The sequence below is a fragment of the Klebsiella sp. HMSC16A12 genome, from assembly GCF_001808265.1.
GTDB classification, from domain to species: domain Bacteria; phylum Pseudomonadota; class Gammaproteobacteria; order Enterobacterales; family Enterobacteriaceae; genus Klebsiella; species Klebsiella pneumoniae.
The window spans coordinates 1-17,966 of record NZ_KV792541.1; the positions used below are offsets into that span (position 1 = coordinate 1).

Consider the following 17,966-nt stretch of genomic DNA (forward strand, 5'->3'; position numbering starts at 1 on the left):
CGGCAACGGCGAAGGATGCCGTTGCCGCCCGTCCTGTCCAGAAATAAACAAAATACTCCCCGCCAGGCTCCGCCTGTCTGTTTTGCCCGCGCTGCGCATCCTGTACAGTTTCGCCACTTCCGTTGTCCATTCGTCAGGGGCCACGCGTGGCCTGCGGTTTCTGGAGTCGTATGAATACACCATCCTTTGGCAAATTCTCGCCGCGCTGGCTAGCGGGAAAAAGGGGCCTTATCGTCACGCTGCTCGCGGGGCTGGCGATCCTGGCGCTCGGTCGGGGCATGAATTTGCCGGCCAGAGAGGTTTTCCGTGAGAGGCAGATCCGCCAGCTGGAGGAGGATGCGCAGTGGGTGGCGGAACGCCTTGAGCGGCGGATGAACATTCCGGCGCCGCAGCGGGAAGCGACCTGGCCGCTGGCGGCGATGCGCGCCGCTCTCCAGACCCTCGCCCAGGAGCGGCATTATCAGCTGCTGCTGGTGAATGGCGACGGGCATCTGCTGGCGGCATCGCACGCGCTGCCGGCCAGCGTGCTGGCCCAAGTGCAGGCGCAGTTCCCGCGAGAGATGCAGCCCCCGCTGTTCGGCAGCCACTACCAGACCATTCAGCCATTCGCCCCGCATCAAAGGATGTTAAGCCGGGCGCTGAACGGCAACGCGGGGCTGGCGGGCTGGAATCTGGTGATGCTGGCGCCGGATGGTGGATTGCCCTCGTTGCTGGTGGCTTACCGCTGGCCGGTAACGATCGGCCTTGGCGGGTGCTCGCCAGCGCGCTGCTGGCGCTGAGGCAGGCGGCGCGCGCCAGGCGAAAACGCTAATTGCCAACCGCGCCGTCAGGGATGGCGAATCTGCAGGGTGGCGGGCAGGTAGCGCTGAAGCGGCTCCGGGGCCTGACCGTCGATCAGCTGGCTGAGCAGATCGTAGCAGTGCCAGGCCAGCTGGCGATTATCCTGCTGCACGGTATCAATGCGCAGGGAAAGCGAATCATACAGATAGTGATCGTCGAAGCTGGCGAGATGAATATTGGAATCCAGCAGATGATGCTGGCTCATATAGCGCAGCACCCCTTCGAGCAGCCCGCAGGCCGCGGTGAAGAGCGCCTTCGGCGGACGCCCCAGCCGCGCGCAGAGCGCCGCGAACATCTCATAGCCGGAGCTGGGGTGGTAGTTGCCGTTGATCACCCACTCAGGGCGCAGCGTGATCCCCGCCTGGGCCAGGCCCTGGGTGAACCCCGCCAGCCGGTCGCGCGACGGCGACAGCCGCGGCTGGCCGCCGAGAAACCAGAACTCGTCCGCATGCTGAGGCGCGATACGGGAGATCAGCTCGGCCGTTGGGGTGACCGAGTCGGTCATCACCAGCGGCAGGGCGCTGTCGCTGGGGGAGCGGTCAAACAGCACCACCGGCAGCTGTTCGCTGAGCTTCTGATAGTCGGCATCGCTGTGCATACAAGAGGCGACAATCAGGCCATCGACCTGGCGGGCGATCATGTTATTGACCACCACGCTCTCCTGACCTGGGTTTTCGTCGGTGCAGGAGATAAGCAGCTGCACGCCGGCTTCCCGGCAGAGCGTCTCAAGCTCGTGGGAGAAAACGGCAAACCCGTAGTTGGTGATCTCCGGCACCACCAGACCAATGGTATGGCTGCGGTTATCGCGCAGCGAGCGCGCGTGAATGCTCGGCTGATAGTGCTGTTCGCGAGCGATCGCCAGTACGCGCTCGCGCGTCTCCTGCGCCACGCGCAGCTCTTTACCACGACCGTTGAGTACCAGGCTGGCGGTCGCTTTGGAGACGCCCGCCAGTTCGGCGATATCTTTGATAGTTACGCGTTTGGTTTTCATCAGCACCCGGGAGCCTGAAAGCAAAACGCTTATTCTACCATGCATGGCCGCAGCAGCCAGCGGCAGAATGCCACCGGCGTCGCACCGCTGAAGATGAGCTGCCCCGGATAGCCCGGAAAGAAGCGGCTGCTCATCACCCCCTCGCCATCGTTGATGAAAATCTCCACGCTGGAGCGGTCGATAAAGATCCGCAGGCGTCGCGCCTCGCCGCGCCAGTAGCGGTGATGCATCTCCGCCGTCTGCAGGCCGCGGCGCGACAGACGTAGGCCGTCGCGATTGACGGTGAGCTGCAGGGCGCCGGCAAAGTCCAGCCCCAGCGTGCTGTTGGGGGCGATGTCAAAGGCCAGCTCCATCGGGGCGAGGGGCAGGGTCTGCCCGCGCCAGCCCTGGGCTTCCTCGCGCAGGGCGACCAGCTCGCGCAGCGGACGCTGATACAGAGTGCCAGCCTGCCACTCCAGCTCACGCACGCAGGTCATCTGATGGATCCAGCCCTGCGCGCGGGTGGGCTGATGCATCTCGTCCCCGTCGGGGACGCCCATCCAGCCGACCAGCAGGCGGCGGCCATCGTCGGCCTGCATGGTCTGCGGCGCGTAGAACTCAAATCCGCTGTCCAGCTCGTGCAGCGGGCCGTGGTCGAAGATCCCGCGTTCGGCGTCGAAGCGGCCTGCCATCCACACCGCCGGATAGGTATTGAGAAAGCGCTGCGCTTCGCGGGCCAGCCCCTGCGGGCAGCAGATCAGCAGGTGGGTGTCCGCCAGCGGAAAGAGATCCGGGCACTCCCACATGTAGCCGGCGTTCGCCAGGCCGTTCACGTCGTGCCCGGCGATCTCGCCCACCAGGCGCCACTCCCGCAGGTCGCTGGCGGTAAACAGCAGCACTTTGCCGCGCTGTTGCACATCCTGCGCCCCAAGAACCATGTACCAGCGCCCGTCCTGCCGCCACACTTTAGGGTCGCGCACATGGCCGGTATAGCCTTCTGGCAGCGGCAGCACCGGCCCCAGCTTGCGGAAGGTGCCATCGGCATTCTCGGTCGCCAGACATTGCCAGGCGGTGCGCCCGCCGTCGGGGAATTTCACGTTGCCGGTGTAGCACAGAGTCAGGGCGCCCTCGAACTCGACCGCGCTGCCAGAGTAGCAGCCGTTGCGGTCATACTCTTCATCCGGCATCAGGGCGATAGGTTCGTGCCGCCAGTGCAGCAGATCGGCAGAGCTCCAGTGTCCCCAGCACTTATAGGTATGGTCGCAGGCGAGCGGGTTCCACTGATAAAACAGGTGGTAACGCCCGGCGACCTGGCAAAAGCCGTTAGGATCGTTCAGCAGTCCGTTGACCGGCGCCAGATGCCATTGCGGATAATGGCTGTCGGCCAGCGCCTGCGGCTGGCCCTGCATAACGGCCTGCAGGATCGCAGGCAGGCGTGACGGTAATGACATTATTCAGCGTCCGTTTTGTATTTCAGCGTCAGAGAGAGCGCGAAGGCCACGGCGAAGGCGATCGCCATTCCGATAATGTAGTTCAGCAGCGAGCTGGCCTGCACGATAGCCATCCCCGGGATCGCCGTCAGGCCCACCGCGGTCATGTAGACGTGCATCGACACCACCCAGGCGCCGCCGGCGGCACCGCCCACCAGCGCGGCGATGAACGGTTTCACAAAGCGCAGGTTAATCCCGAAGATTGCCGCCTCGGTGATCCCCAGCATCGCCGAAAACGCCGACGGCAGGGTGATGGCTTTTATTTTGGCATCTTTGGTTTTAAACCACACCGCAAAGCAGGCGCCGCCCTGGGCGACGTTGGCCATCGCCCAGATCGGCAGCAGGAAGTTGACGCCAATCGATGGGTTGCCCAGCAGTCCGGCCTCGATGGCATGGAAGCTGTGATGGATACCGGTAATGACGATCACCGAATAGAGGCCGCCGAACAGCAGGCCCGCCAGCCAGCCGGCATGGCTGATAAGCGTGCTGAGGATAAACGAAATGCCGTCGCCGAGCGCGCGACCGGCCGGGCCGATCAGCAGCAGGGCGATAAAGCCGGAGATAATCACCGTCAGGAACGGCGTGAGGATCAGGTCCAGCGCGTCAGGGATCACGCGGCGCAGCCGCTTCTCGACCATGCTCATAAACCACACCGCCAGCAGCACCGGGAAGACGGTGCCCTGGTAGCCGATCATCGCCACTTCGATGCCGAAGAAATTCATGGTGTGGAAGCCGGCGGCGACGCCCCAGGCGTTGGTCAGCGCCGGATGGGTGAGGATCCCGCCGAGGGTCGCGCCCAGATAGGGGTTACCGCCAAATTCGCGGGCGGCGGTAAAGCCGATCAGGATCGGCAGAATGATAAACGCCGCCGAACTGCACATATCCAGCATGATATAGAGAGCGTTGCTCGGGTCGACCCAACCGTAGGTTTTCACCATCCCCAGCAGGCCCATCAGCAGGCCGGAGGCGACGATGGCCGGAATAATCGGCACGAAGATGTTGGACAGCAGGCGGGCGATGCGCTGGAACGGGTTCAGCTTTTTCGCCGCCAGGTCGGCGGCTTCGGATTTGCTCGATTCGCTGATGCCTGCGGCCTGGATAAAGGCGGCATAGACTTTATTGACCACCCCGGTGCCGAAGATGATCTGCATCTGTCCGGCATTGCGAAAGCAGCCTTTCACCCCGTCGATTTTGCCAATCGCCTGCTGATCGGCGAGCGCGTCGTCGACCAGCACCAGCCGCAGGCGGGTGGCGCAGTGCGCGGCGCTGGCGATATTTTCCTTGCCGCCCAGCAGGGGAAGCAGTGAGCGGGAAATCTGTTCAAAATCCATAGTACCCTCTAAATGCATGATGATATGGCGTGGGCGGCGCCAGCCGTGGCAGGCGCCGCGAACCTTATATTTATGTGTTATTTACCCTGTCGCCCCGGTGGCCGTCAGAACCAGGTCTCCATTTGCATACCGAACGACCATTCGCCGCCCGATTTGAATCCGTTGCTGCCTAACGCGTCATCGTTGGCGTAGTTGTCCAGTTTTTTGCTCCAGTCCATCCACGATGTATAGAAGCGGATCTCCGGCCGCGAGAAGAAGTCGCCGATGCTGCCCACCTTGAAGGTCGGGGCGAAGGTCAGCTTGTAGAAGCTGCCATTGACCGCATGGCGATCGTTGTAGCCTTCAGGCTGCAGATCCATGTACTGATAGCTGCCCTCCCAGGCGAGGGCGAAGTTCTGCGTCACTTCCTGAATCAGACGCAGGTTGAGGGTGGCCCACTGATAGCTGTCGCCATCGACATAACGATCTTTACTGCTCTGCGCCAGCACGGCCGGGGCAATAAACCAGCGATCGCTCAGCGGCGTGGTGCCGTAGCTGGCGAAGCGCCAGGTATTGGCCCCCGGGCGCAGCGCGCCGTCGGAGCCGATGCCTTTAACCTCGGCGCCCAGCCCGTGGCCGTACAGCAGGGCCGTTTTGCTGGTCCCGTCGCGCAGGCCATAGAAGCTCTCATTGTGCAGGCCCAGCAGGGCATGAACCCCGGTGTTAGCGGCATCGCCTTTCACCAGATTGCCGTTCGCGTCCTGGCGGTCGTCATTATCTTTCGCCCGCATCCCGCTGACCATCATCTGCACCGGGCCGGCAAAGTTATTCATGCTGACGATATAGTTCTGCACGCTGTTGCTGCTGTCGGCGATATCGCCAAAGTTGCGGCCGTATAACGAGAAGTTGCTGCGCAGGCTGTCGTTCCATTTCACGTCGTAGATCCCGCCGCCGGTCCCGGCGAGGAACACGACATCCGAGTCAATCCAGTGGATGTCGAAGTTGTCGCGGTCAAAGCGTTTCCCGGCCCACAGGGTCGAGCCTTTGAACGGGCCTTCGAAGGTCGGCAGGTTGCCCAGCTCGACGAACGCCTGGCGTACGTTCAGGTCGCTGCTGCTTGCCGTCCAGTCGTTATAGGTGGTCTGTCCGTCGGCCACCATCACTTTGAAACGGGTGGTCGCCCCGTTGTCCAGGGTCTGTTTATGTTCGAGGTTCATTTCCACATAGGTGTCGGCCTGGTTGCCCAGGCGACCAATGGCGCCGCCGGTCTCCCCGGCGGGGGTCATATAAGCGCCGGATTTGGTACTGGCGGCCGAGTCGTTCATGATCACCCCGGAACGCGCATAGCCGTGGAACTCAAAGCCGCCGGGCCGTTCGGCTTTTTCTTCCAGTTGAGTGGTGCGCCTGGCCACCTGCTGGGTGGTGGCCTGGGTTTGCTGCTGCTGCTGGGTTAACTGCTGAACTTTCTGCTCCGCTGAGGCGGCGCGGCTTTCGGCAGTGCTGGCGCGGGTCTCGGCGTCCTGCAGGCGTTTTTCCAGGGCGGCGAGACGCGCTTCAATGCTGTTCAGGTCTGTCTGCCCATGGGCGGCGGCGGTGCCGGTTAGCAAAGCAATAAGAATGGCTAACTTCCGTTTTTTATACATGTTGGTGACATCCAAAGGTAAATCAGTGAGTGTGCTAATGTTTGCTAAACCGGTTTAGTTGATATGGTAAACATGTCGGTAACGCGGTGAAAATAAAAATTGCTAAACCGGTTTAAGAATTGTGATGTCGCCAGCAAAGTGGGCCGTTAACCGGCCCAAGGGGATCACAGCGAGCGCTGAAGATCGTCCTTGTAGGGCAGGGCGGTCATGGCGCCTTTGGCGGTGGTGGCCAGCGCGCCGCAGGTTTGCGCCAGCGCGAGGTCGGGAGCCAGGGCTGCGAGGTTGTCCGGGATACCGTGGGCGGCGAGGCCGGCGAGTAGCCCGGCGACAAAGGCATCGCCGGCGCCGGTGGTATCGACGGCCACCACCGGGCGGGCAGGGAAGTGGCTAACCTGCCCGCGCAGGGCGGCCTGGACCCCCGCTTTACCCTGGGTCACCAGCAGTAGCGTCGGCTGGAAGCGGGCGTTCAGCCGGGCGATGCCGCTGACGATGTCGTCGCTGCCGCTGATAAACGCCAGCTCCTCTTCCGAAAGTTTTATGGCGTCGGCGAGGGCCAGCGCCCGGTCGAGACAGTCGCGAAGGTCCTGCGCATCCTGCCACAGGTCGCTGCGGATATTGGGGTCGAAGCTGACATAGCCCCCGGCGCGCTTTATCGCCTCCATCGCCGCGAATGTCGTGCTGCGGCTCGGCTCCGCGCTGAGAGCGATGGAGCAGACGTGCAGCCACTGACCGGCGGCAAACGGCGGGAGATCCTCGGGCTGAAGGAACAGGTCGGCGCTCGGACGGACCATAAAGGTAAAGGTGCGCTCCCCGTGGCTATCGAGATCGACCACCACCGTGGAGGTGCGCTGCGCCGCATCGAGGCGCATGTAGTTCACATCCACCTGCTCCTGCGCCAGGGTGTGACGCATAAAACGGCCGAAGGGATCGTCGCCGACGCGGCCGATAAACCCGCTGTCACCGCCGAGCCGCGCCACGCCGACCGCCACGTTGGCCGGCGCGCCGCCGGGGCATTGCAGCAGGCGGCCCTCTCCATCGGGCAGGAGATCGACGACCGCATCGCCGAGTACCCAGATTTTTCCATTCATACGACAAGCTCCTCTAAGCTAAACTTTATTAAACCGGTTTAGCTCATTAAAGCACAGCCCACCGGTAAGCGGAACGATTGGGTCACGAAACAGGGAGGCGAGGGTAAAAAATGTGAGCCAGGCGGAATATTTCGCCACTCCAGATCTGGACTTTTCCTTCCCCACCCGCTTAGGTATAGTTCAACAGGTCGCGGTTAGCCCCGCCGCGGTGGCCAAAGGTAAAGGAGTGCGTAGCGCGATGAACCCCAGTTTTGGCGATATTTACGATCGGTACCAGAAGCTGACGCTGACTACGCATCTGCCGGCGGTGATCGCCTGCAGTGAAACGCTGAGTTTGGGCAAAGACCAGGGCTTTATTCCGCAGCCGGGCTATCTCTACTTTCTGCTGCAGGGGCAAATGACATTGGCCTTTGGCGATGAGCAGAACCTGGTCGGGATTGTTATCGCGCATATGCCGTTAGGATTACTGGAACATTATTGTCCGTCGGTCGCGCTCTATTATCAGTGTCTGGGCGAGTGCCAGCTGGCGAAAATAACCGCCAGCGATTTTGAGCGAATATTCTTTCATTCGTCGCCGGGCTATATGCAAGAGCTGACCACGATCCTGGCCTATATGGGCATATTTGCCCTTGATGCCCACTATGAACGCGGCAGCCAGACCAGCTTTCAGACCATTAAATCGATGCTGTCGCGCTATTTATATCGCGGCGAAATTGATGGGGGTCAGCATGAGAGCCTGTCGGCATTTATTATTAAACGAACCAATCTCTCGCGCAGCTATGTGTACCAGGTGCTGGCCGCGCTGCGCGAGGGGGGATATATCACGGTGAAAAAAGGCAAGCTGATCTCCATCGACCGTCATATTCCTGAGAAATTCTAAATCCGATTCGGCAGATTCACGCCATCACGTTGCTATTACCGCCAGGGAAAGCGCTAAGCGCGCTTTTTCCCCCGGCCCCGTTACGCCTGAATCTAGCTGTTTTATTTATTTAACCTTGCACTCTGGAGTTATTTTATGACCCTGGACTATGTGGCGCTGGCCATTCTGATCGCCGTGGCCTTAATACTTTTTTATGGCGTGATTGTTATTCACGATATTCCTTATGAAATCGCCAAAGAGCGGCGTCATCCTCATCAGGATGCGATTCATTATGCCGGTTGGGTCAGCTTATTTACCCTCCACGCGCTGTGGCCCTTGTTATGGATCTGGGCGACGCTGTGGCGCGAAGACCGCGGATGGGGGATGCGCCACATTGCCGACGAGCAGCAGGCGCTGCATCAGCGTCTGGAAACGGTGGTCCAGCAGCTGGAACAGGTCCAGCGCGAGGTGGACGTTCTGAAAGCGAAGGAGGCAAAATAATGGAAACGTTAATGTTGCTGACCTACGCCGCGCTATGCATCGTGGTGTTTAAAGTTTTTCGCATCCCGCTCAATAAGTGGACCGTGCCGACGGCGGTGCTCGGCGGTATCGCCCTGATTGGCACGGTGATCTTCGGGATGAACTACAACTTCCCTTATACCGACGTCGGTAACCAGGTGTTTCGCACCGTGCCGATTGTGTCGCAGGTACGCGGCCGGGTGCAGAGCGTACCGGTGAAGCCTAACCAGATGCTGCATAAGGGCGATGTGCTGTTTACCCTCGACCCGACGCCGTTCCAGGCGAAAGTGGACGATCTGCAGGCGCAGATAAAAGCAGCCAGTCAGGATGCGCTCTCCTTAAACGCGGCGTTAAGCCAGGCGCAGGCCGAGCTGAGCCGTGCGGTGGCCCAGCGCGACCAGTCGCGGCGGGAGTATGCCCGCTATCGGGAGGGCCATGCCCAGGGCGCCTTCTCCGATCAAATGGTTGATACCCGTCTGCAGACGTGGAAAGCCGATGAAGCCAGCGTCAGCGCGGCTCAGGCGAAGGTGGTTCAGGCGCGTAATGCGCTGGACTCGGTGGTGAAGGGCAAAAACACCACCGTGGCCTCCCTGCTGGCGCAGCTGCAAAAGGCGCAGTTTCAGCTGGAGAACACCGTCGTCCGCGCCCCGGAGGATGGCTATGTCAGTACCGTCGGCTTACGGCCGGGCACCATGTCCACTGCGCTGGGGATGATCCCGCTGATGACCTTTGTGCCGGTGGAGGGCGCCGCCTCGCGGGAGTACGTCGCGGCATTTCGCCAGAACGCCCTGCAGCGTCTGCACAAAGGCGAGCCCGCGGAGCTGATGTTTCCGGCTATCCCGGGCACCGTCTTTCGCGGAGAAGTGGCCGACGTGCTGCCGGCGATTGGCGAGAGCCAGTTCCAGGGGCAGGGCAAATTGCTGACCACAGACGCGCTCAATACCCATGGCCGGGCGCTGGTGGTGCTGAAGGTGACCGATCCGCGATTTGCCGAATACGCTCTGCCGCAGGGGGCTACCCTCGAGGCGGCGGTCTACTCGGATCATCTGAAAGAGCTGTCGCTGATCAGGAAGATCCTGATCCGTATGAAAAGCTGGGAAAACTATATCTATCTCGATCACTAAGCCGGCGGGCGCGGGGCGGACGAACCGCCCCGCGCCGCGGTCAGGCCTCGCTGTCCACCAGGCCGTCAATAATCACCTGCCGCACCCCCTGCGAACAGGGTTCAATACGCCCGCGCACCCCATAGACGGCCGCCAGAGTCTCGGGGGTGATGACCGCGGCCGGGGTGCCGTCGCCGAGCAGCTGGCCCGCCTTGAGCATCAGCACGTGGTCGGCGTGACGCAGGGCAATATTGATGTCGTGCACCACCACCAGGGTCACGATGTTGCGCCGCCGGGTCTCCCGGCGCACCAGATCCATCACGTGAAACTGGTAGTTGAGGTCAAGGGCGCTGAGCGGTTCGTCGAGCAGCAGCAGGCGCGGCTGGCGGATCAGCGACTGGGCGAGACCCACCAGCTGCTTTTGCCCGCCGGAGAGCTGATCGAGGTAGCTCATCGCCAGATGGGCAATCCCCAGCTGTCGCAGCAGCGCCATCACTTCCTCCTGGCGCTGCGGACTGTGGCGTCCTCCGGCGGCGCGCTGGGCAACGATTATCGACTCCAGCACATGCAGATGCACGCCGGCGGGTAGCGTCTGCGGAAGATAGACCACCTGCTCTGCGCGACGTGAGAACGGCTGCGTCAGCAGATTTTCCCCCTCCAGCAGCAGCTCGCCGCGGCAGGGGCCCAGACCCGCCATCGCCCGCATTAACGTTGATTTACCGCTGCCGTTTGGCCCCAGCAGCGCGGTGATTTTCCCTCGCGGCAGATGGGGAACCGTCAGGTTCTCGATCACCTTGCGTCTGGGGTAGCCGGCGCTGAAGTGAGACAGCGACAGCCCGGATAATGTCTGGTCGCTCATACCTGCCCCCGATGACGTAAAATGATGCTCAAAAAGAACGGGACCCCGACCAGGGAAGTGACGATCCCCACCGGAATAATGGCCCCGGGGATCAGGTTTTTCGAGGCGATGGAGGCCAGGGAGAGCACCAGGGCGCCGATCAGCGCGCTGGCGGGCAGGTAAAAGCGATGGTCTTCGCCGAAGAGCATCCGCGCAATATGCGGCGCCACCAGGCCGATAAAGCCGATTGGCCCGACAAAGGCCACCGAAAGCGCCGACAGAATGCTGATCCGCAGCAGCGTGGTCAGGCGCAGACGGCGAACGTTAATGCCAAAGCTGATGGCCCGGTCCTCGCCCAACCGCAGGGCGGTCAGCTTCCACGCGCTGCGCAGCGACAGGGGCATCACCAGCGCCAGGGCGACCAACAGGATGGCGACTTTGCTCCAGGAGGCGCGATCGATGCTGCCCATGGTCCAGAACACCAGCCCCTGCAGCGTGTCTTCGTTGGCGATGAACTGCAGCATCGAGACCAGAGCGTTAAAGGTAAAGACCAGCGCGATGCCGAACAGAATGACGCCGGAGGTGGCCACCTGGGTCCAGCGGGTGATGCCGTCCAGCAGCAGGGCAGCCAGCAGGGCGAAGATAAAGGCGTTGGCCGAGATAAACCACTGGCCGGGAATACCGGGCAGGCCAATACCGAGCACAATCGCCAGCGCGGCGCCAAACGCCGCAGCCGAGGAGACGCCGAGGGTAAACGGGCTGGCCAGCGGGTTATTGAGGATGGTCTGCATTTCGGCGCCGGCCAGTCCCAGCGCCAGACCGACGATAATCGCCATCACCGCATAGGGCAGACGGATATCCCAGACGATGGCGCGCGTGCCCGGATCGGCGCTGGCCGGATCGGTTAACGTCTGCCACAGGTTCTGCAGCGGCAGACCGGAGGGGCCGAGCATAAAATCGAGCAGCAGCGACGCGACAATCAACAGCGCCAGCAGGAGGATCAGCAGCAGACGGCGACGCACGATACGGCGATAATCATTCATCACGCCAGAGGTCCCGGCGGGCAGCCCGTCGAGCACGGAGTCGGAGGTTAAACGCATGCCGGATTACTCGCTCTGCTGCCAGGAGAAGACGAACGGCTGGTCCGGCAGGTCGGTGAAATGGCGCACGATATAATGGTACGTCTCATCCGGGTTGAGATCGCCGAAAGCCTGCGGGTAGATATCTTTCGCCAGGTATTCCATGCCGACAATATTCCACGGGTGGTTATAGAAGTGGTGATAAACGCCATAGGCCCGCTTTTCCTGTACCGCCGGGATCTGGCTGACCCCAGGTCGCGCCAGCAGCGTCTGCGCCTGGGCCTTCACCGCCTCTGGCTTAACCGCATAACCCAGGGGCAGCACCTGGCTGTTGCCGCGCTTCGAGCCGGTCATGATCCAGGCGTCGGGCTTCATGCTGATGATTTTCTCCAGCGAAACGAACCCGGAGGCGCCCGGCAGCAGCTGCGAACCGATATTGTTCGCCCCGACCGCCTCCACCAGCCCGCCCCAGCCGCTGTGGGCGTGGGTAAAGCAGCAGGCGTCGCTGTTGCCGGCCAGCGCTTCCACGAAGACGTTGGCCTTCGGCGTGATGGTCGCGGTCTTCTGGCGAATCGACTGCAGCTGCTGACGATAGTAATCGGTAAAGGCTTTGGCCTGGCTCTCGCGGTTAAGGACTTTGCCCAGCAGGTCGATGCTGGGGGCGGTATCTTTCGCCGGGTCGATCTCATAGTCGACAAACAGCACCGGAACGTGCAGGGCGCTGAGCTTGTCGATGACGCCGCTCTCCATCAGCGCTGGCCTGGCGCGCAGCTGGGCGATCATCAGATCCGGCTGACGGGCGATGACGCTTTCAAGATCGACGTTCCCTTTATCGCTGAAGCCCATGTCAAGGATCGTGGCCGACTGCGGCCACGTCGTTTTCAGCATCTGCCAGGTGGCAACATCCTGCTTTTTCGCCAGATTATTCCATGCCACCAGCCGTTTAAACGGATTGTCCCGGTCCAGCAGGGCGAGGGTCATAATGTCGCGACCATCCTGCAAAATAATACGCTGCGGCTCTTTGGCGAGGGTGACCTGCCGGCCGTCAAGGTCCGTGACCGTCAGGGGATATTGGGTTGCATAGCTGAGGAGGGGCGTCGCGAGCAGCGCAGTAAGTAACAGCGATCTTACTGATTTTCTTGCCATAAAATGAGTTCCGTTTGCCAATTTATAAATATAATGATTCTGAGAATTATTCTCGAGTAAACGTCAACGGCAAGTATATCAAGGGCAAATTTCATAAAATGTAACAAACATGTTGGAAATTATGCCAACGCCGACAGGGCGCGCGAGGCGGCAGCATTTTCTGCCAAGGCTGGAGGTCGAAGACGTTTTTCAGGCTAATTCCTAATGTCATCCCCGGTTCGTTGTGCCATCCTGAATGCGACTCATAACACGACACGTGAGAGAGGATATTATGAAAAAAGCAATGATTGCGTTATCGGCTATTCTGGTTGCGGCTCCGGTTTTTGCTGCGACAACACATGCAACAGATGATACCGTCGCGGCGGCGAATGCCAACGCCAACACCGCTAAAGAGAAGCTGCATCAGGCCCAGCACGAGGGCGAAGAGCAGCAGCTGAAGGCGAAACACGCCGCCGAAGGCAAGCAGGACAGCGTCGGCAGCCAGGTGAGCGAAGGCGCGCAGAAAACCTGGAACAAGACCAAAGAAGGCACCGAGAAGGGGTGGGATAAGACCAAAGAGGTCAGTGAAAAAGGCTGGAACGCCACCAAATCCGGTGCGGAAAAGGGCTGGGATAAAACCAAAACCGGCGCCGAAGAGTTAAAAAATAAAGTGACTGAATAAGTCCTTTCACCTGTCTGAATAAAGGTCGCGAAAGCGGCCTTTTTTATTGCCCCGCCATCAGCACAACCTCTTCCCGACAGCCGATGCCAGGAATCGTCCTGGTTAACCAGTTACTCACTCTTTCTTCACATTTGCCCGGTACAAAGGAGCTGAATCAGGAGGTGTACCATGAAAAAGATGATTTCTCTGGCAGTAATTTTATCCTGTGTGCTGAGCGTCCCGGCCTTTGCCGATGGCCCGAACGACGGCCATCGTCCGGGGCAACCCACGGTGTGGCAGAACGGTCCGGACCATGACGGGCATGCACCGCAGGGCGGACCTGACGCGCATCATCAGGGCGACCATGACCAGCGTGGCCCGGATCGCGACGGCCATGACAAACGCGATCTGGCACGTCATGAGCAGGACCATTTCGCCTGGCGCGGGAACGATTTCCGCAAAGGCCACCCGGCTCCGGCGCCGTTCCGTGGCGATGAATATCGCGTCCGCGACTGGAGCGACCGCGGCCTGCCGCCCCCGCCGGAAGGCCATCACTGGTCCTATATCGACGGTAACTATGTGCTGATCGCCGCGGCGACCGGGATCATCACCTCGATTCTGGTGAGCGGCGCCCTCGGCCACTAAATGCGCTGCTCCGCGACGCCGGGTCAGGAAAAGCCTGATCCGGCGATGGCGCACTTGCGGAAAGCTACGGATCCAGCGCAGCATCCGGCCAGTATTTATAACCATTGATCGTTGCCTGGGCGGCCAGCCCTTTTTCGGTCAGATGATAAACGTTGACCTTCGAGAGCAACGAGGCGGTATCTGACGCCACGCCGCTGGAAGCGGCGGCGATCGGCGCGCTGCAGCCCGCCAGCGCAACGATTGCGAGAAGGAAAAGCCTCTGTAATTGCCTGCCCGTTTATTTTATATAACGCTGGATGTGGCCGTGCACGGTAGGGTAAATAACGGGAAATTCTCAAAAAAATAAACTTTTATTTTTTGATTGCACTATTTTAATTATTCATTGCGCTGTGGTGAGTGGATTATTAAATAAGATGCGTCGATTCCAGGTATTAGAAATGCTGCTTGCATAAACTTTTCATCGCGATACCGTGATAAGTCCTTAATTTATTTCCCGGAGAGCGGCATGAGTGATTATGTAATTCCAGAAATTAAAGCGACGGAAGCGGAAATGATTTCTATCCGTCATTATTTACATGCCAATCCGGAATTAAGTCTTGAAGAGTTTAATACCAGCGAACTGGTCGCCAGCAAGCTGACGGAGTGGGGCTATCAGGTGACGCGCGGTCTCGGCAAGACCGGCGTGGTCGGCAGCCTGAGCAAAGGCGATTCTCCGCGCACCATCGGCCTACGCGCCGATATGGATGCCCTGCCGATCGAGGAAACCACCGGTTTACCCTGGGCCAGCACGGCGCCAGGAAAAATGCACGCCTGCGGCCATGACGGTCACACCACCATTCTGCTGGCGGCGGCGAAATATATCGCCTCGCCGGCCTGTCAGTTCAACGGCACGGTGCATCTGATTTTTCAGCCGGCGGAAGAGGCTATCGGCGGCGCGGATTTAATGATTAAAGACGGCCTGTTCGAGCAGTTTCCCTGCGAACGCATCTTTGGCTTGCACAACATGCCAGGCCTGCCTGTAGGCAAGCTGGGCTTCTACGCCGGCAACTTCATGGCCTCGGCGGACACCGTCAAAATCACGATTACCGGCTACGGCGGCCACGGCGCCCACCCCGAGCGCACCGTCGACCCGATCGTCGCCGGTGCGGCGCTGGTGATGGCCCTGCAGAGCATTGTGGCGCGCAACGTGCCGCCGGGAGAAACGGCAGTGGTCAGCGTCGGCACCTTCCAGGCCGGTATCGCCTCCAACGTCATTCCGGAGAGCGCGGTGATGGAGCTGAGCGTGCGGGCGATGAAGCCGGAAATCCGCGACCTGCTGATCAAGCGTATTCACGAGCTCGCTGACTTTACCGCCAAAAGCTATGGCGCCAGCAGCGTAGTGGAGGTTTACGACTCCTATCCGGTATTAACCAACAGTCCTGAAGAGACCGATTTCGCCCGGGCGCTGGCGCTGGAGGTGTTTGGCCGCGAAGGGGTCCTGGAGTCGGTCTCGCCGATGAACGCCAGCGAGGATTTCGCTTTTATGCTGCGTGAACGCCCGGGCAGCTACTTCCTGCTCGGCAATGGCGAGAAAGGGGAGAAGGGCGGTTGCATGGTGCACAACCCCGGCTACGACTTTAACGATGACATTATCACCATCGGCGCGACGCTGTTCGCCCGTCTGGTGGAAAAACACTGTCGCTAATCTCTGGAGAAGAACGCGAATGAAAAAATCACTGTTGCTATGGCTGGCATTAATGGCGTCGACGTCGGCGCTGGCCGAAGGGGGAAAGGAGATCCGCTTCGGCGTCGACCCGACTTTCGCGCCGTTTGAATGGAAAGATCCGCAGGGCAAGCTGGCGGGGTTTGATATCGATTTAGGCAACGCCATTTGTCAGCAGCTGCAGGCGAAATGCGTGTGGGTGGAAAGCAATTTCGACGGCATTATCCCGGCGCTGAAGGCGCGTAAATTCGACGCGATCCTTTCCGGGATGTACATGACCGAGAAGCGCAAAGCGCAGATTGCCTTTAGCGACAAGTTGTATAACGGGCCGGTGTTCCTCGTGGCGCGTAAAAATACCCTGCAAGGCAATACGCCGGAACAGCTGAAGGGCAAAACCATCGGCGTGGAGCAGGGCTCGGCGCAGGAGACGTATGTTAACCAGCACTGGCGGCCGCAGGGGATAAACATTGTGGCCTACCAGGGGGCCGATAGCGTGGTGCGTGACCTGGAGTCGGGGCGCATCGACGGCGCGGTGCTCTCCGGGATGATGGCCGACTACAGCTTCCTGCAGCAGCCGCAGGGTAAGGAATTCGCCTTTGTCGGCGGCCATCTGCAGGACGATACGCTGTTTGGCGCCGGGGCGGCGATAGGTTTGCGTAAAGACGATGAGGCGCTGCGTCAGGAAATTAACGGCGCGATTGCGAAGATTCTTGCCGACGGCACCTATAAAAAATTAGCTGGCAAATATTTTAGCTTTGATGTTTATTCCGGGACATAATGTCAGAGTGTACCTGCGGGCGTGGAGCGCCCGCCGTAAGATTCCTTTTCTGATTATCCAATCGACCTCCTCTCCTGACCCCTGTGGTTACCTGAGGGAAGCAGAATATAAGCTAAGGAGTACTCGGCATGATGACACGTCCTTTGGGCAAAACCGGATTTTCCATCGCCCCATTAGTCTTTGGCGGCAACGTCTTTGGCTGGACCATCGATGAAAAAACCAGTTTTGCTCTTCTTGATGCTTTCGTTGACCACGGTTTTGACGCTATCGATACGGCGGATGTTTATTCCCGCTGGGCGGAGGGCAACCAGGGCGGCGAATCTGAAACCATAATCGGCCGCTGGCTACAGGCGCGCCCCGGCATGCGTGATAAAGTCAAAATTTTCACCAAAGTCGGCTCCGATCTCGGCCTCCCCGGCCATAAAGGGCTCAGCAAAGCCTGGATCCAACAGGCGGTTGACGACTCTCTGCGTCGCCTGAATACCGATTATATCGACCTCTACTTCTCCCACTGGCCGGATCCGCAAACCCCGGTGGCGGAAACGCTGGAGGCCTTCCACAGCCTGCAGCAGGCCGGAAAAATCCGCGCGATGGGGGCCTCTAACCTCGATGCGATGCAGCTGGCGGGGGCGCTGGAGGTGGCGCGTAAGGGCGGCTTGCCTGCGTGGCAGGTGCTGCAGCCGGAATATAACCTCTACCACCGCTCTGCGTTTGAAGGCGCGCTGTGCGATCTCTGCGTCAGCCGCGATATCGGGGTGGTGACCTACTACAGCCTGGCCTCGGGGTTCTTAACCGGTAAGTACCGCCAGCCGTCGGATCTGACACAGAGCCAGCGCGGAAGCGGGATTGGTAAGTACCTGAATCCGCGCGGCATGCGGATTATCGATACCCTGGCGGCGGTCGCGGACGAGCAGGGCGCGAAGCCGGCTGAGGTTGCCCTGGCGTGGCTGATCGGCCGCGAAGGGGTGACCGCGCCGATCGCCAGCGCCACCAGCGTGGCTCAGGTGGAGAGTTTTGCCCGCGCGGCGGCGCTGAGCCTGAGCGCGGAGCAAGTGGCGCGGCTGGACGGCGCCAGCGCCTGAGGCAATCCCTCTTCCCGGCGGGGAGAGGGGGAAGGCTAAACATGACGCGGACCGTAGGCCGGGTAAGGCGCCAGCCGCCACCCGGCAAAATAACGGCGCAACCGGAAATGTCCCTGTTCGCGCTGCGCTTAGCAGGGCTACAGCTTCTATGTTACTTCCGGGCCGATTGCGCTCCCGGTTAATTGTCTGCGTTATGGCAGTCATGGTGCAGGGAGCGCACAGGGGGCGGCCAGT

The 17,966-nt window shown here is 60.5% G+C and carries 19 protein-coding genes; 10 read left to right on the forward strand and 9 right to left on the reverse strand.

What is annotated here, in order from left to right; genetic code table 11:
- The first annotated feature begins 170 nt into the window (after positions 1-170).
- Entirely contained in the window at positions 171-779 is a 609-nt protein-coding gene (locus HMPREF3140_RS03040; protein ID WP_004151798.1) for a hypothetical protein, read from the forward strand.
- A 47-nt stretch (positions 780-826) separates the two neighbouring features.
- On the opposite strand, the gene HMPREF3140_RS03045 is transcribed toward HMPREF3140_RS03040, so the two are convergent.
- From HMPREF3140_RS03045 to HMPREF3140_RS03065, 5 genes are all read right to left on the reverse strand, one after another.
- Complete coding sequence (locus tag HMPREF3140_RS03045) at positions 827-1,837, reverse strand: LacI family DNA-binding transcriptional regulator (RefSeq protein WP_014907957.1); 1,011 nt, start codon at positions 1,835-1,837, stop codon at positions 827-829.
- Positions 1,838-1,860: 23 nt separating this feature from the next.
- Positions 1,861-3,261: a sucrose-6-phosphate hydrolase gene (locus HMPREF3140_RS03050; protein WP_023284808.1), complete on the reverse strand. Its 1,401-nt coding sequence runs from the start codon at positions 3,259-3,261 to the stop codon at positions 1,861-1,863.
- Positions 3,261-4,631: a sucrose-specific PTS transporter subunit IIBC gene (locus tag HMPREF3140_RS03055; protein ID WP_002892640.1), complete on the reverse strand. Its 1,371-nt coding sequence runs from the start codon at positions 4,629-4,631 to the stop codon at positions 3,261-3,263. Before HMPREF3140_RS03055 ends, HMPREF3140_RS03050 begins: the two co-directional genes overlap by 1 nt.
- 104 nt (positions 4,632-4,735) lie before the next feature.
- Complete coding sequence (locus tag HMPREF3140_RS03060; protein WP_004147437.1) at positions 4,736-6,253, reverse strand: carbohydrate porin; 1,518 nt, start codon at positions 6,251-6,253, stop codon at positions 4,736-4,738.
- Positions 6,254-6,417: 164 nt separating this feature from the next.
- Positions 6,418-7,341, reverse strand: coding sequence for an aminoimidazole riboside kinase (locus HMPREF3140_RS03065; protein ID WP_032410962.1), 924 nt, complete (start codon positions 7,339-7,341; stop codon positions 6,418-6,420).
- Positions 7,342-7,579: 238 nt separating this feature from the next.
- On the opposite strand from HMPREF3140_RS03065, the gene HMPREF3140_RS03075 reads away from it, so the two are divergent.
- The 3 genes from HMPREF3140_RS03075 (at position 7,580) to HMPREF3140_RS03085 (ending at position 9,843) form a co-directional block, all read left to right on the forward strand.
- Positions 7,580-8,221: a helix-turn-helix domain-containing protein gene (locus HMPREF3140_RS03075; RefSeq protein WP_004151802.1), complete on the forward strand. Its 642-nt coding sequence runs from the start codon at positions 7,580-7,582 to the stop codon at positions 8,219-8,221.
- Positions 8,222-8,356: 135 nt separating this feature from the next.
- On the forward strand, positions 8,357-8,701 hold the full coding sequence (locus HMPREF3140_RS03080; RefSeq protein ID WP_002892695.1) for a DUF3302 domain-containing protein: 345 nt from the start codon (positions 8,357-8,359) through the stop codon (positions 8,699-8,701).
- On the forward strand, positions 8,701-9,843 hold the full coding sequence (locus tag HMPREF3140_RS03085; protein WP_032410963.1) for an HlyD family secretion protein: 1,143 nt from the start codon (positions 8,701-8,703) through the stop codon (positions 9,841-9,843). The genes HMPREF3140_RS03080 and HMPREF3140_RS03085 overlap by 1 nt, the downstream gene beginning before the upstream one ends.
- 40 nt (positions 9,844-9,883) lie before the next feature.
- Here the strand turns inward: HMPREF3140_RS03085 and HMPREF3140_RS03090 are convergent, their stop codons facing one another.
- From HMPREF3140_RS03090 to HMPREF3140_RS03100, 3 genes are read right to left on the reverse strand one after another with little or no spacing between them, the layout of a single operon-like run.
- A complete protein-coding gene (locus HMPREF3140_RS03090) occupies positions 9,884-10,681 on the reverse strand; it encodes an ABC transporter ATP-binding protein (RefSeq protein ID WP_002892698.1) in 798 nt (265 codons plus the stop codon).
- On the reverse strand, positions 10,678-11,706 hold the full coding sequence (locus tag HMPREF3140_RS03095; protein ID WP_072159394.1) for a FecCD family ABC transporter permease: 1,029 nt from the start codon (positions 11,704-11,706) through the stop codon (positions 10,678-10,680). Before HMPREF3140_RS03095 ends, HMPREF3140_RS03090 begins: the two co-directional genes overlap by 4 nt.
- Before the next feature lie 60 nt (positions 11,707-11,766).
- Positions 11,767-12,885, reverse strand: a complete 1,119-nt coding sequence (locus HMPREF3140_RS03100; RefSeq protein ID WP_023279765.1) for an ABC transporter substrate-binding protein — start codon at positions 12,883-12,885, stop codon at positions 11,767-11,769.
- Between the two features lie 271 nt (positions 12,886-13,156).
- Between HMPREF3140_RS03100 and HMPREF3140_RS03110 the strand changes: the two genes are divergently transcribed.
- Together HMPREF3140_RS03110 and HMPREF3140_RS03115 are read left to right on the forward strand one after the other, a co-directional pair.
- Entirely contained in the window at positions 13,157-13,546 is a 390-nt protein-coding gene (locus HMPREF3140_RS03110; protein ID WP_002892699.1) for a hypothetical protein, read from the forward strand.
- A gap of 168 nt (positions 13,547-13,714) precedes the next feature.
- Complete coding sequence (locus tag HMPREF3140_RS03115; RefSeq protein WP_002892701.1) at positions 13,715-14,170, forward strand: RcnB family protein; 456 nt, start codon at positions 13,715-13,717, stop codon at positions 14,168-14,170.
- A gap of 64 nt (positions 14,171-14,234) precedes the next feature.
- On the opposite strand, the gene HMPREF3140_RS28565 is transcribed toward HMPREF3140_RS03115, so the two are convergent.
- Complete coding sequence (locus HMPREF3140_RS28565) at positions 14,235-14,360, reverse strand: lipid-binding SYLF domain-containing protein (RefSeq protein ID WP_014907953.1); 126 nt, start codon at positions 14,358-14,360, stop codon at positions 14,235-14,237.
- Between HMPREF3140_RS28565 and HMPREF3140_RS28570 the strand changes: the two genes are divergently transcribed.
- The 4 genes from HMPREF3140_RS28570 (at position 14,323) to HMPREF3140_RS03140 (ending at position 17,732) form a co-directional block, all read left to right on the forward strand.
- The gene (locus tag HMPREF3140_RS28570; protein ID WP_012737575.1) at positions 14,323-14,460 is read left to right on the forward strand and encodes a hypothetical protein; all 138 of its coding nucleotides are present in this window, start codon (positions 14,323-14,325) and stop codon (positions 14,458-14,460) included. The two genes, HMPREF3140_RS28565 and HMPREF3140_RS28570, sit on opposite strands and share 38 nt — an antisense overlap.
- A gap of 215 nt (positions 14,461-14,675) precedes the next feature.
- Positions 14,676-15,854, forward strand: a complete 1,179-nt coding sequence (locus HMPREF3140_RS03130) for a M20 aminoacylase family protein (protein WP_004176999.1) — start codon at positions 14,676-14,678, stop codon at positions 15,852-15,854.
- A 19-nt stretch (positions 15,855-15,873) separates the two neighbouring features.
- Positions 15,874-16,650: an ABC transporter substrate-binding protein gene (locus tag HMPREF3140_RS03135; protein WP_002892707.1), complete on the forward strand. Its 777-nt coding sequence runs from the start codon at positions 15,874-15,876 to the stop codon at positions 16,648-16,650.
- A 128-nt stretch (positions 16,651-16,778) separates the two neighbouring features.
- Positions 16,779-17,732, forward strand: a complete 954-nt coding sequence (locus tag HMPREF3140_RS03140; protein ID WP_004147443.1) for an aldo/keto reductase — start codon at positions 16,779-16,781, stop codon at positions 17,730-17,732.
- The last annotated feature ends 234 nt before the right edge of the window (positions 17,733-17,966 follow it).